This window comes from Arcobacter sp. LA11 (assembly GCF_001895145.1).
Classification (GTDB): domain Bacteria; phylum Campylobacterota; class Campylobacteria; order Campylobacterales; family Arcobacteraceae; genus Halarcobacter.
The window spans coordinates 17,045-32,142 of the sequence record NZ_BDIR01000019.1; the positions used below are offsets into that span (position 1 = coordinate 17,045).

Below are 15,098 nucleotides of genomic sequence, written 5' to 3' on the forward strand. Positions count from 1 at the left end.
AATATTTTGTAAACAGAATTTTATCACAACTTTATAAAAGGAAGCTAAAGTTTAGAGTTTTTTTAGCACTTATATATGAAAAGTGCTAAATTAGTGTAAATAATTATTAAAGAAAAAGGTATTATAATTGATTATTAAATAAAAGGAAAAAATAATGTTAGCAAAGATTTTTAACAAAAGAACTATTTATTTTGTTATAACAGGATTTATAGCAATCATGGTTGGAGTTGTAGGTGGAGTTGTAGATATAGTACAAACACAAGGTGTAATAGAAGCTTCTGAAACTTTAGGTTATCCCTTATACTTTTTTACTCTTCTTGGTATATTTAAAATACTTGGAGGAATTGCATTATTACTTCCTAGAAGTTTTGATAGACCTAGATTTATAGCCTATATTGGTTTTTCATTTGACTTTATATTTGCTTCATTTTCTCACCTTAGTGTAGGAGATGGTTTTGTAAAAATAATAGTTCCATTGGTATTCTTAGGATTACTAGCTATTTCATATAATTTAAAAAATAAATTCTAATTCAAAAACAAGATTAAAATTGATAGACTACAATTTGAATAAAGGATAAATATGAATAATGAAAAATTTATAAATGATTTAAATGATATATACGAATTTTTAAACTTTCAAAAAAGTAGTATCAATAAGCTGATATCTTATTTAGAAAAAAAAGAGTTTGATAAACTAACTATTATAGAAGAGTTTGCTTCTACTTTAAATTTAGAGATGAATGATGATTTAAGATTTGCGCTTGTTACTAGACTTGTAAATTTACGAGATGACTCTTTAGTTCAAGTTCTTAAAAAAAGTGGAAAAAACGAAGATAAAATTATAGAGTTACAAGAAAAAGCATACTGCTTTGTGAAAGACTTTTGGCATGAGAAACATAAAAATACAATTGATTATATAAAACACAATAATTTATTAACACCTTTTTATCAAGAGATATTTCAAGGTGTTTACAATGTTGGTCTTAAAATGTCATCATGGCAAAGTTCATGGACAGCTCATATTATAAATGGAATAAATAAAGAGCTTTTAAATATGTTTGAAGGTGATGAAGAGAAAGTATTTGAATACTTAGAAAAACATCATTTATTTGATTTAGGACATAACAATATACTTGCAGATAGATCTTACTCTGCACTTGTAAAAGAAAAAGATGAATACCACTCGCAAGCTTATATAAAAGCTTTCAAAGAACAAACAACAGCAGTTATAGATGAACTTGAAGAGTTTGAAGAAAAACTAATAGAGCTTGAAGATGAAACATATAATCAAAAATGGGATTATATTTTATATATTCAAAATCTTATCAAAGCATTTGGTGAAACAAAAACACATCTTTTAGTTGAAAGATGGGCAGATGTTGATAGAGCTTGGATGAAAATTAAAACTCCTATTCAAATTGGACATCCACTTGAATACTATGAAGACCATTTTAGAAAAGCAGTTGCTTTAGAGTGGGATATAAGACTTACAAATCCAGACTTTACACAAAATGATAACAGAGTAAATAAAATCAAATCAGCTTTTGCAAAAATCTTTGAAGAGTTTAAAGGTAATAATGAATACAAAGCAATATATGACTTCTCTTTAAAATCACTTGATAAAGTACAACTATATATTGGACGACCTGCTCTATTCTTTGGGGCAGAATTCAATGGACTTTTTTCAGCACAAGTTGTACCAAATGATGAGATAGTATCGAAAGAAGAAGGTAAAAAAATCTTTGCATTTTCAGATGAGATACTTCAAACAAGCAGAGCAAAACCATTTTTAAAACTAAGTCGTGAAGTTTTTGGTCAAGAGCTTTTAACAGAAGATAGAAACTTTTTATTTAACGAAACTGATGCATGGCATCAAGTTTATGATATCACAACTATTGGACATGAATTTGGTCATATTTTATGGTGTGATGAAGAGACAGAAACTCTTATGAACAAAACTGGAAACTTCAAAAATATTGAAGAGTTCAAAGCTACAACTGGAGGTCTAGTATCTTTCTTCTTAGATGATTCAAATGATGAAAAAGAGTTGGAACAACAAGTACTAATAGATACAGTTAAAAGAGCTGTGGGACTTATAGGATGGATGGAAGTTGATGAAGTGCAACCTTACTATTGTGAAGGGCTTATCCATTTAAATGGATTATTTGATTCACAAATTCTAACTTGGGAAAATGAAAAACTAAATATTGACCTTTCAAAAGAAAGATATGAAGAGTTAAAAAGATGGTATATTCAAACTTATACGAATTTAGCAGATCATTATTTAAATAAAAAAGATGCTACAGAGTTTTTAAATCAATTTGCAGTAAAAGAAGATAAGTACTTCATGCCTGTAAATAAAAAAATAGACTCTTTTGTAAAACACTACTTTGCAAGATACCAAGAGATTGGTCAAGAGTTAGATACAGAAGATAAAAAAGAAAACTATTTAAAATAAGAGGTTTTAATCTCTTATTTTAATACTTGGACTTATCTTTTCCCAGTCTTCCATTAAATCTTCTTTTAAAATAAATGTATCTTTTGAAGTAGCTATATTATGATACTTGTATGGAGTAACTACTAAAAGTCCACCTTTTATAATCGATGTAAAAGTATTTGTTTTTATTTCGGTTCCACTAAAGATAGAAAATTTTAATTTAAAACCACTTATATCATGAAAAGTAGAATCAGTACGTACAAAATGTTTATATCTGTTGTAAATAAGACAATCAAGTAATACTTTTGAACCATCAAAACTTAGTCCTATTTTATTTACTTTTCCTATTTGTACATTTTTATAATAAATTGGAGCATCTTCACTTACACTAGAAGGATGTAAAGAGACAACTTTTAGAATCACTCCATCTTCTGCTTTTTTAACATTTTCTAAATTATCATATCCATTAAAAGTAGTTTTTACTTTTCTTTGTTTACTAATTTGTACACCAATATTTATAGGCATGATAGTTGAACCTACATTTTCAATTTGGTTTAATGACAGCTTAGGTTTTTTAAGATAAAAAGTAGTTCCTTGTTTAGCAAATTTTTCAAAGTCTTTAAATATTTGAACTTTTACTAAAACTTTGTTTTTTGAGTTTAAAGATATATTTGTAACTTTTCCAACATCAACACCTTTATAAGTTAATTTAGAAAATTCTGTTTTTAAACCTTCTACATCATCAAAATATATTTTGATTGTATTTGAAGAGTTTTGCATACTATCTTTAGAAGAAAATATTTGATAGTTCTTATAACTCTTATTTGAACTATTATCGAGCTTTATTGAACCATTTAAAAGAGAAGAAAAATTATCAAGCTCAAATAATACTCCACTTAGACTAGCATCTAATTTTAGTACACCTTTTTTATAAAATCTACTTTTTTTAGTGATATATTTTTTATATTTTGAATATATAAACATCTTTACTTTTGATTTTTTATCATCAAATTTTATTGATTTTACAAAACCTATCTCTTGGTTTTTATAGTTAATTGATTGATTTTCTTTTATTTCAAAACTATTATCAAAGTAAGCACTTATAAAAGAACCTTCGGTTTGCACTCTTTTTAACTCTTCTACATCTTTGTAAGAGCTATAGAGTTTGAAACTTTTTTTTGTATATTTTTCATTTCTTTTTATATCTACAAGGGAGATTGCTCCATCAAGTAGAGGTTTAAAACCTATATTATTTATATTTAAATCTAAATCTTTAAGTTCTACAAGCTTTGAACTCATATCATAAAAAAGTGTTTTATCATTTATAAGTTTTTTATATTTTCTTTTTATAATTGCTCTTATTTTTACTTTTTTATAATCTTTTGTCAAAGTATAATCAAGTACTTTTCCTATCTCAATATTTTTAAAATATATCTTTGATTTATTTGATATTGAATTTAGATTTTCACTAAATAAAGTTACTATAACATCACTTGAAAAAGATTTTTTTGAATCTTTTTCTTCAATCTCAAAAAAGAAAGACTCTTCACCTTTTTTATAATCTATTGAAAGATAATTTCCTCGTACAACTGTCCCTAGATTTTTAATCCCATCTAAGCCAATCTCTGCCTCTTCTAAATAAAATTTACTATTTTTTGTTAGAAGATATTTATAATTTTCAAATAAATAAGCTTTTACAATTACATCATCAGAACCTAAGTGTAACTCTTCTACTTTTCCTACTTCTATTCCTTTATACATAATAACAGTATCTTTTCCAATACCTTTTGCAGTTGAAAATTTTATATTAAAAAATATCTTTTTTAGTAAGTCATTTTCATCTTCATATAATACATAGTATTTATCTTTAGACATTTTAGGTGCATCTTTTTTAGGAGTTTGAACTGTTATTCCACCAACAAGGGCAGAATATAAAGAACTAACTTCTAAACTCATGCCAGATGCTCCAAAATTAACTTTTAGTGCTTTATTCATAACAAAGCTCGAGCTATCATTTACAAGATCATTGTATTTATCGTAAATATAAGCTTTTAGATATACACTTTCATCTCTAAACTCTTTTGAAACAATTTCTCCAATTTGGAATTTATTAAAAAATATTGGCGTTTCAGTTTCAACTAAATCAGCTCTAGAAGAAAGAATTGAGACATAATACCCCTTCTCATCTAAATCAAAATCTGGTTTACTATCAAGTCCTATAAAATCATATTTTGGATTAACCTTTTCTAATTCTTTTATGTTTCTATACTTTGGTGAGATTTCGATTTTATTTCCACTTAAAATAGTTCCAAGACCAGAGATTTTTGTAAGAGATACAGTTGGTTTTTTTATCCAAAAACTAGCACCTTCAGAAGCAACATATTTTGCTACGTCACTATTTACTAAAATATTTACTTTTACACTATTCAAATCATTTATTGCTATTTTAGTAACTTTTCCTAGTTGTAAACCTCTATATTCTAGAGGTGTTACACCCTCTTTTAGTCCTTCTGCACTTTTAAAAATCACAGAAATATTTGTTCCTTTTTTAGAATAGCTTTCATACACTACCCATCCTAAAATTGATAAAACTATTAAAGGTAAAATCCATACAAAAGAGATAGATTTTTTTTCTTTTACTGTTGGTTTATATACTACTGTTTCTAATTTCTCTTCATTATTATCAGTCATCCCAAATAATCCTTGTATCAAATCTATGTGCAGCAATCATTGTTAAAACTACGACTAAAGAAAAAGATGTGGCTGCAACTCCACCTTTTATATTAAAAATTTCATCAAGTTGTACTACTGAAGCTAATAAGGCTACAACGTATATATCAATCATAGACCATTTTCCAATTGCTTCAATAAAATAAAAAATTCTTAGTTTTGTTTTGTTTTTCATTTTTATATTTATACTTAAAGATGTAAAGATAAACAATAAACCTAGAAGTTTTATAAGTGGTATTATAACACTTGCTGTTAAAATAACTATTGCAATAAAGTAATCACCATGGCTTAAAAAAGAGATTACCCCTTCAATTATTGTACTTCCTTCTTCAACACCAAGTTGAGTTACTTCCATCATAGGATAAACCATTGCAGGAACAAAAAGAAAAAGTGCGGTTAAAACTAAAGCCAAAGATACTTGCAAAGAGTTTTTTACTCTTCGTCTAACAGTATGATTACAAGAAGTACATTTAAAAGAAGTATAGTCTTCTTTTTTATACATTTCATGGCAGTTTTTACAAGATATTAAAACCATAGCTTACTTCAAAACACTTTTTATATTAAACTTTTTATTTGACATATAAAACATAAAAACATACGCTAGCATAATATAAAATCCAATATCAAACCTTGTAGAAGAAATCATCCCTATAAGTTTTATATATGTAACTATGATACTAACAATAAAAACTTCTATAAAACCCCAAGCTTTGAAAAAATGGAAACTATCATGAAGTGCTCTTTTAGGGAAAAGCTTTCTTTTCATAGAATTTTGAATAAAAGCAAAAACTATAACAATAGAGTTTAGAACAGGAGCAATAATAATTGTAAAAAATAGAAGCAAGGCTACAAAAATAAAATCTTGTTCTAATAAAATCAAAAACGTGTGAAACAGAGTTGTACTTAACTCTTTTCCATTTATATTTAAAGTTATCAAAGGATAGATATTTAATAAAATGAAAAGTAAAAGTGCAGAAATTGCATAATACAAAGAATCTAAACTATGATTATCTTTATGAGTTAATTTTCCACTACATCTAGGGCATTTTAGTTTTTGTTTTTTTAAAGTCTCTTCTTTTTCTACAAAAAGCCCACAATGGTAGCACTCTATGATATTATTCATATAAATTAATTAAAAACTTTTTTCATACTAGATTATCCAAACTTGTTATAAATTTTTCTTGATATTAAATAATATTATATTTAACTTTACGTTATATAATATTTAATTTGTCCTAATACTAAACTTTTTAAATTAATATAGTTTTCTATAGAGTTTCTAATGAAAAAAAATATAAATTATGAAAAAATTAAAGGTTAATAAAAATATGCAATACAATATAACGCCAGCACAACTTGGACAAAGGCCTCAAGTACAACTTCCAGACCCTAGAATACTGCAACACTTAGGAGAAAAAGGAATGAGAAAATTAATATCAGACCATTATGATTTACTAAAACAGAGCAATATTAGAGGACTTTTCCCTCCAACAGATGAAGGTTTTGAAATGGCTAAAAAACACTCTTCTGATTTTTTTATTCAAATTTGTGGAGGTGAGCGACATTTTGATAAAAATAGAGGTGCTCCACGTATGGTAGGACGTCATGCCCCATTTGCTATTACTTTAGAAGCTAGAAGAATATGGTTAGAATCTTATATTATGATTTTATCTACTTTAGATATGAGTGATGAATTAAAACAATCATTTTGGAACTACTTGGATATCTTCTCTATTTGGATGGTAAATACTCCATCTGAATCAAATAGTCAATTTCATTCATAAAATTAGTGGACTCTATTTCGTCCACTTCTTTTTGCATTTTTTAAAGAGTTTTCTGCAGTTAAAATCAATTCATCTTTTTGAAAAGTTTTCTCAGGTTGTATTGAAGCCACCCCAATACTTATAGTTAAAACATTTGAAGCAATAGAATTTTCATGAGGAATATGTAAAGACTTTACAGAATCAACACATTTATTAGATATTGTTTTAGGTTCTTTTGTATTTGGAAGTAAAATATAAAATTCATCTCCACTAAATCTAGATATTAAATCACTTGGACGATTACAATGATTTACTAAAATATTTGCAACAAGTTTTAAACATTCATCACCTTCACTTCTTCCATAAATATCATTGAAAGCTTTAAACTCATCAATATTTACAATAATAAGCGAAATATTCTGTTTTTCTCTTATTGCTCTTTTGAACTCTTCATCAAATCTCTCATTAAAATATTTTTTGTTTAAACATTGTGTCAAAGGATCAATATGTGCATGAATTTTTAAAGTCTGATTTTCATTTAAAATTTCATTTGTTCTTTCTTTTATTTGGTTTTCAATATATGATTTTTTATAAGTTTTAAAATAAGTAAAAATAAGTGCAATCACAATAAATAAAACAGCAAGTGAAGTAATTTTTATGATAAAAAAATTACTATTAATTTGCCCATCTTCATTATAAAAATGCTCGATATAAGTTGTTATGGAAATATAGAAAACCAAACATATTGAAAGTAAAGTTGTAAAATTACAAAAATTAGCACTTTTGGTTTTCATAAATCACCCTGTAAATTATTTAAAATATTCTACACTCTTTTAAGTTAGATTTATATTTGATTTTATTTTCTTGCAAATAAAGTCTATCAAGCCTGTGTATATTTGTACACCTTATTTAAAACTAAAAAAAGTAATTTATTCTATTAGCATATAATATATTATAAGAAAAGTTGATTTTATTATTTTTATTTTGCTTAAGTATTTAAGAGTATAATAAAGATGATTTTAAAAGCTATAGTTTATTTTCTTACTGAAAAAAAGTAAGTAAGTTTTTTATAAAAGAGTAAAGATACTATTTTAAAGTACCATTACTCATTTTATTTTTTTGTAGAAGTTATTCCTGGTGCTTCTTTAGTACCTACATAGTCTTCATATTGACCATTTGAAGATTGAATATATGCAAAAAATGCTCCCACTAGAATACAGAAAATTACTACAAGTCTAACAATATTTCTTTTTTCTTTTGGTTCATTATCATTATAATCATCAATTTTATCTAAAGATAACTCATCATCCATGTTACTTTTCATGAGAACTCCTTTACTTTTTTATTGACTATATCAAATCAGAACTTAAAATAATAGTCATAAGTTTAAGTTATACTATTTTTTAATATAAAGTTAAACTTAGGACTTCTAAAATTATAATAAAAACTTATAAAAGTGAAACCATCATCTGATTTACTGCAACGGCAATCTCTTTTATATCTTTGTTTTCATTTGTCATAAATCTATCAAGATTATCTCTTACTCTATAAAAAGAGTCTTTTTCATTGTTTATAAAGTTTGCAAAAGCAATCTCTGGTTCTTCATTTACTCTTTGAAATTCTAATACTTTTTTTGTATAGTGAACAACAATAAATTCAATAAACTGTAAAACTTGATTTCTTAATATCATGTCATTTCTTGATGTGATTTTTATTCTATTTAATGAAATGATAATATCTAAGATATTAAATTCATGGATTAAAGAATAAAATAAAACAACTACATCTTTAAATGAATGGCTTGTATTTGCTTTTATAACAATTGCAGGAACCGCAAATCTTAAATAATCAATAACAGAGAAGAATAAATTAAATTCATCATCACCTTCTATCAAATTATCAACACGTTGGTTATGAACTTGTGCTAATAAAGAGAATAGTTCTTCTTTATGGTCAAGGATATGTGCTGCATCAAGTTGATTTTTCTTAAGATATTTAACCATCCATCTTGTACTTGAATATAAAGTATACTCTAGCTTATTTATCAATCTATACTGTTTTTCTGCATCCATTTCATAATCTAAAGATGCAATTTTTGCTCTTATCTCTTTTGTACCAAATAGCTGTTTTGCTACAAGATATGATTTGATTTTTAATAAATATCTATCAAGTCCTAATTTTTCATAATCACTTACAAAAGTACAACCTTGTGAGTTTATTATAATATCAGCCATTTTTGTTGCAATAATTTCACGTCTTAGTGGATGATTCAATAATTCATGTTCATACGCCCCAACAAATGATTTAGGAAAATATCTATATAGATACTGTACTGCAAATTGTTCATCTACTAAAGTTGATTCTAACAATAATTTTTTTACAAATATTTTTGAATATGATAAAAGTGAACTTAATACTGGTCTAACAATTGAACCATCTATATCAATAATATCGTTTATATTTTCATTTTTAGGAATAAAAAATGAAGTTCTATTGAAAGCAACAACATTATTTTCTAAAACTTCAATTACTTTTATAAAATCATTTAGATATCTTCGTGAAAACCTTTCATCTATTGATATTGCTAAAGCTTGATTATAATTACTTCTAAGAACTAAATTTACTACTTGTTCAGTTAAAGAGTTAAGAGTACTTTGAGTTTCATCCTTACCAATATTTTCATGAGAACCGATTGTATTAAGTAAAATTTTTAAGTTAACTTCATGATCTGAAGTATCAACTCCAGCTGCATTATCAATACCATCGATATTGATTTTACCACCATTTAAAGCAAATTCAATTCTAGCTTTTTGCGTAAATCCAAGATTTCCACCTTCACTTACAATTCTTGCTCTAATATCTGTAGCATCAACTCTTACAGCTTCATTTTGTTTATCACCTATATCAATAGAGTTTTCATCACTTGCTTTTACATAAGTTCCAACTCCACCGTTAAACAATAAATCTACTTCCATAGTTAGAAGCATAATACATAGTTCTTCACCTGATACGGTTTTTTTCTTTGTACCTACTAATTTTTTTATCTCTGGTGTTAACTCTATCTCTTTTTCACTTCTTAAGTAAACTCCACCACCTTTAGAAATGATTTTTTTATTATAATGACTCCATCCAGAAGCTTTTGCCTCAAAAAGTCTTTTTCTCTCTTTATAACTTTTTGCTAAATCTGGATCTGGGTCTACAAAAATTTCTTTATGACCAATTGCTGCAAATAATTTAAATTTATCAGATTCAATAAGTCCATTTCCAAATACATCACCACTCATAGAACCAATACCCATAACAGATACACTATCTTTATAAATATCAATCCCTTCTTCTATAAAAAATCTTTTAGTAGACATAATAGAACCACGAGCAGTTATACCTAAATCTTTATGACCATAACCATTACTTCCACCACTTGCAAAAGCATCACCTAACCAATAACCACGGCTAATTGCAATATCATTTGCAACATCACTCATAGCAGCAGTACCTTTATCAGCCGCAACTACAAAATATGGGTCATCATCGTCATAACAAATCATATCATCATGTTTTACAACTTTCCCATTTACCATATTATCTACTAAGTCAAGGTTGGCATTTATGTACATTGAATAAATATCTTTAAAATACTCTTTAGTTACATCAGCAGTTTCTTTATTTATAACAAACCCACCTTTTGAACCATCAGGGATAATAATAGAGTTTTTCCCTTCTTGAGTAATCATCAATGATTTTACTTCTTGTCTATAATCATCATGTCTATCACTCCATCTTAATCCACCCCTTGAAATATTACTCATTCTTAAATGAACTCCATAAAAGTCAGGATGATAAATAAAGTTTTCTAAATTTGGTTGTAAACCTTTTAAATTTTCCCCAAATAAAACTGTATTTATTTTAAAAGCAATGGTCTCTTTGTTTAAATAATAATTTGTTCTTAAAAGTGATTGTAGAAATGAAAATGTTAGTTTTAATATTCTATCATCAATAATTTGAGGTATTTGTTTAATCATCTCTTCAATTTTTAAAGTTAAATCATTTAATTTTTCTTTTCTACTCTTTACTTTTGGATTGAATTTTATACAAAAATAATCTACAAAAAGTTCTGTTATATCATGATGTGTTGTAAGAGTATTTAATACCGTTGCAGAATTTATCGTAAGTACCGCTTGGTCAATATATTCGATAAATGCACGTACAAGCCTGATTTTATTCAAATCAAAATTTTGATTCAATACTAATGAAAATGCTTTTGAATGAACTAAAGAAGAATCTTTTAGCGAAGTTGTAATTATCTTTTCAATATTATCTTCTGCATTTATAATTCTTTTTAATTCTTCATCATTTTCAACTCTTAAATTAAATCTTGATACAAAAATCAACTGTGTAGAATTTTGAATATTATATGTAACTTCATCAATAATCATAAAACCAATATCATGCAAAATTGGAGTAATAGATGATAAAAACAACTGATACGTAGAATATATTTTTATACTTTGAGAAGAATTATTTTCAACTATTTGAGTAACTATAGTTCCATCAACCACTTCTTTAAATAATTCATCCGAAATCTCCAAATCTTTTGATGTCAAAAGTTGAGAACAAATCGCATTCATATCCGATGTAGTACCCATAACAAATCCTTTTTTATTTTATATACCTAATACTACTCTTAAAATATTAAGGGATTGTTAAAAGATTATGAAAATTATAATTTGTAATTATGATGTAATCTTATAAGTTACAGCATTTAATAATTTTACTACAATATCTGCTGAAACTTCTATATCTAAACCTCTTTTTCCACCACTTACATAAATTGTTTCAAAATCAAGTGCAGTAACATCTATAACTGTTCTCAATCTTTTCTTTTGTCCAAAAGGAGAAATACCACCTAATAAGTATCCTGTTACTTTTTGAGCTTCTTGTTTGTCTGCCATTTTTGCATTTTTTGCTTTTAATGCACTAGCTATATTTTTTAAAGACATAGTACAATTTACAGGAATAATTCCAACTACTAACTCTTTTGGATTTAATTCAACTAAAAGTGTTTTATAAACTCTGTTTTCATCAAGTCCAAGTTTTTGTGCAGCTTCTAGTCCAAAGTTAGTACAAGCTGGGTCATGCTCATACTTATGTATTTTAAAATCACATTTATTTTTTTTCAAAAGATTAATTGCTGGTGTCAAAACTACTCCTAAATTAAAAAACAATAATAACAACATTTTTCTCTAATATTGCTTTTGAAACCTTTTTTAATCTATAACTTTTAGGATTCTAAAGCGTGAACTAAAATCTATTAATCTTCTCATTGGCTTTCCTTTTATTATTTTCTTTTAATTTTCATCTCCAACTACAAAAAACTGTTGCTCTACGCCACTTGGAAGGTTTACTCCACCATTTACTAAATCTACTATTGAGTTCTTAGAAAGTGGTACTCTTACTTCTTGAGTTACTAAGTTACTATTTGTATCCCCACTTGGTTGCTCTTGCATGGCTGTTTTTATTTCCCCTAGCGTTACTATAGTATTGGCATTCTCTCCACTATCTGTTTTAGAAACGATATTTATATTGCTATTTTCTAGTCCTATATTTTTTGCTAAGGTTGTTGTGGTTTGTTGCATTTGTGGTGTTTTTGGTTTTACTATTTCTAACTGTGGAGTATTTGTTTTTACCTCTATATTTTTTGGTATCTCCACATCTACCTCTTTTTTATTTACTATGGTTGTGATTACTTTTTGTATATCATTATTTTGTGTTGTTGGGGTTTGAATTGTTGGAGTTGGTTTTTCCCCTTGATCTGAACCTTGGTTTAATTCCCCTTCATACATTGTCCATCTTGTTACACCATTTTTTGTTACCAATACAGGATAATTATTAGGAGCTAAACTTTCATCACCAACTATATCCCATCCTGCTTGTTTAAAGGTATCTATATTTTGTAATTCTGAAGTGGTTTTTCCCTCTCCTTGTGCACTAGTTGATAATCCACTTGTTTGAGTATCCCAATAAGAGTTTGTTACATCTCCTTCATAATTATGTCCCACAAGACCTGCAACTCGATAATTACCACTTACTGTACCTGTAGAGTAACTACTACTAATAGTTCCTTGGCGATTATATCCCACAAGACCACCAATACTCTGACTACCACTTACTGTACCTGTAGAGTAACTACTACTAATAATTCCTCCTTCATTAATTCCCACAAGACCACCAATATGCTCATTACCACTACTTACTTCACCTGTAGAGTAACTACTACTAATAGTTCCTTTATTAGCTCCCACAAGACCACCTGTATTCGCAGTACCATTTACTGTACCTGTTGCATATGAATTTTTAATTACTGCTTCACTTATCCCCACTAGTCCTCCAACCAAAGAACCATTTCCATCTTGCCCTTGAACATTTCCTGTTGCATAAGAGTTTTCAATTGTACCTTTAGCCTCTCCTATTAAGCCTCCTGCACGATATGGATATGATCCACTATTTGTACTAAATAATTCCACTTCCCCTTGAGCATAACTGTTACTTACTTTTGTACCTGATTCTGTAAGACCTATAAGTCCACCTATACTCTTTCTACCTGTAACATCTACTAAAGAAAAGCTATTTTTTACTTCACTTGCTCCACTATGGATTACCCCAATAAGTCCACCTATATTTTCACTGTTTCGAGATTCATCCCCATCAAAAATATACTCTTCCCCTTTAATAGTACCTGTAGTATAACTATTAACAACACTACTATTGGTGTGCATTGAACCTACTAATCCACCAACATTTTTTCCACCTATAATATAAACATCTTCTAAACCAATATTTTGAACCTTTCCTTCTATTGCACTAAATAAACCAACATCAGTTTCATTACCTCTAGTAATGATTAAATTTCTAATCACATGCCCTAAACCATCAAACTTTCCTATAAACTTAGTCGTATCATCCCCAATAGGTTCAAATCCTTTTCCATTATCCCATGAAAACGTATCACTGGCATCTATATCAGCTCCAAGTACATAATTGTTAGTTAAATCGTTATTTATATTTTGTAATTCTGAGAGATTCTTAATAATTGTCCAATCAATAACTGCACCATCACTTCCCAATTTTGTAGAAAATTCACTCCCTTGATTTAAATTAATAGGAGCATTAACATAATAATTTGATTCATTGTTACTATTAACAGCACCTTGTCCATAAAAAAGTTGTAATTTAGCTGCTGCTGGAACAGTCTGTCCAACGAAAAAAGGAGGAATATAAGTAGCAGAAAGACTTTCATTTATAAAAATATTATTTGTGGCACTTAATGTTAAAGTATTACTAATCCAATTTATTGCACTATTTACATAAATATTTCCCTCACCATCATTTTGATTACTTGAAGTATCAGGAATATTACTTCCATCAGTTGAAATAATTACATCCCCACTTACAAGGGCTGATGCTATTGCACTTGCTAAAGTACTGTCAATAGTAACATTCACAGGGTCAATTAACCACTCTCCTGCTTGGATATCTGCTCCTAAAAAGTCAAAGTATTTTCCAGAAGTTTCTACAAACCCATCTTTGGCATTAATCTCTCCACCTATTTGTGCTGTTCCTCCATGGGCAAACAGTTCTACATATCCTGTTAAATCATCAATAGAGTTTGCTTCTATGATACCAGTGTTGTTTACTACACCTTTTAAGAGTTCATCTACTGCATTTGTTGTAAGGTATATCTCCCCTCCATCTGCTAGGATTGTTCCTGAGTTTTCTACAAGGGCATCCAGTACTCCTTTTTCTACTTTTAGGTTTACTAAAGAGTTTCCATTTAGATTAAGGCTATATGAATCTGCACCTACTAAATGTATTTTCCCTTTTATTGCTTTTATACTTCCTGTGTTTTTTACTTCATTTGAGGCTAAGATTACTGAACCACCATTTTCTATGGTGATTGTCCCTTCATTTATTACACTATTTGCTGTTGTATCTTTAAAGTTATAAGTTCCATTTTGAAAATCTTGATCGGATAATTGTGCAGTTGTTGCTAAGATACCTGAGGTGTTGATACTTGCATTTTTACCAAATAAAACACCATTGGAGTTAAGTATCCATACTTGACCATTTGCATTTAAAGCTCCGTTTATAACACTTTTTTCATTTCCTAT

General features: G+C 27.8%; 11 protein-coding genes. 3 read left to right on the forward strand and 8 right to left on the reverse strand.

Annotated elements, in window-relative coordinates:
* Nucleotides 1–154 precede the first annotated feature (154 nt).
* Together BT997_RS14190 and ciaB are read left to right on the forward strand one after the other, a co-directional pair.
* The gene (locus tag BT997_RS14190; RefSeq protein ID WP_072682596.1) at nucleotides 155–529 is read left to right on the forward strand and encodes a DoxX family protein; all 375 of its coding nucleotides are present in this window, start codon (nucleotides 155–157) and stop codon (nucleotides 527–529) included.
* 51 nt (nucleotides 530–580) lie between these two features.
* The gene (gene ciaB / locus BT997_RS14195) at nucleotides 581–2,458 is read left to right on the forward strand and encodes an invasion protein CiaB (RefSeq protein ID WP_072682597.1); all 1,878 of its coding nucleotides are present in this window, start codon (nucleotides 581–583) and stop codon (nucleotides 2,456–2,458) included.
* Nucleotides 2,459–2,464: 6 nt separating this feature from the next.
* Here the strand turns inward: ciaB and BT997_RS14200 are convergent, their stop codons facing one another.
* Genes BT997_RS14200 through BT997_RS14210 form a run of 3 tightly spaced genes read right to left on the reverse strand, consistent with a single transcriptional unit; the run spans nucleotide 2,465 to nucleotide 6,290 of the window.
* The gene (locus tag BT997_RS14200; protein ID WP_072682598.1) at nucleotides 2,465–5,128 is read right to left on the reverse strand and encodes an MlaD family protein; all 2,664 of its coding nucleotides are present in this window, start codon (nucleotides 5,126–5,128) and stop codon (nucleotides 2,465–2,467) included.
* Nucleotides 5,121–5,702, reverse strand: coding sequence for a paraquat-inducible protein A (locus BT997_RS14205; protein WP_072682599.1), 582 nt, complete (start codon nucleotides 5,700–5,702; stop codon nucleotides 5,121–5,123). Before BT997_RS14205 ends, BT997_RS14200 begins: the two co-directional genes overlap by 8 nt.
* 3 nt (nucleotides 5,703–5,705) lie before the next feature.
* A complete protein-coding gene (locus tag BT997_RS14210) occupies nucleotides 5,706–6,290 on the reverse strand; it encodes a paraquat-inducible protein A (RefSeq protein WP_174247254.1) in 585 nt (194 codons plus the stop codon).
* Between the two features lie 205 nt (nucleotides 6,291–6,495).
* Between BT997_RS14210 and BT997_RS14215 the strand changes: the two genes are divergently transcribed.
* Complete coding sequence (locus BT997_RS14215) at nucleotides 6,496–6,951, forward strand: globin (RefSeq protein WP_072682601.1); 456 nt, start codon at nucleotides 6,496–6,498, stop codon at nucleotides 6,949–6,951.
* Nucleotides 6,952–6,953: 2 nt separating this feature from the next.
* Here the strand turns inward: BT997_RS14215 and BT997_RS14220 are convergent, their stop codons facing one another.
* From BT997_RS14220 to BT997_RS14240, 5 genes are all read right to left on the reverse strand, one after another.
* The gene (locus BT997_RS14220; RefSeq protein ID WP_072682602.1) at nucleotides 6,954–7,724 is read right to left on the reverse strand and encodes a GGDEF domain-containing protein; all 771 of its coding nucleotides are present in this window, start codon (nucleotides 7,722–7,724) and stop codon (nucleotides 6,954–6,956) included.
* Nucleotides 7,725–8,041: 317 nt separating this feature from the next.
* Entirely contained in the window at nucleotides 8,042–8,254 is a 213-nt protein-coding gene (locus BT997_RS14225; RefSeq protein WP_072682603.1) for a hypothetical protein, read from the reverse strand.
* 124 nt (nucleotides 8,255–8,378) lie between these two features.
* Nucleotides 8,379–11,576, reverse strand: a complete 3,198-nt coding sequence (locus BT997_RS14230; RefSeq protein WP_072682604.1) for an NAD-glutamate dehydrogenase domain-containing protein — start codon at nucleotides 11,574–11,576, stop codon at nucleotides 8,379–8,381.
* Nucleotides 11,577–11,663: 87 nt separating this feature from the next.
* Nucleotides 11,664–12,131: a Cys-tRNA(Pro) deacylase gene (ybaK, locus tag BT997_RS14235; RefSeq protein ID WP_072682605.1), complete on the reverse strand. Its 468-nt coding sequence runs from the start codon at nucleotides 12,129–12,131 to the stop codon at nucleotides 11,664–11,666.
* 147 nt (nucleotides 12,132–12,278) lie between these two features.
* Nucleotides 12,279–15,098, reverse strand: a 2,820-nt coding sequence (locus BT997_RS14240) for a GLUG motif-containing protein (RefSeq protein WP_072682606.1), incomplete at its 5' end; no start/stop codon positions are given.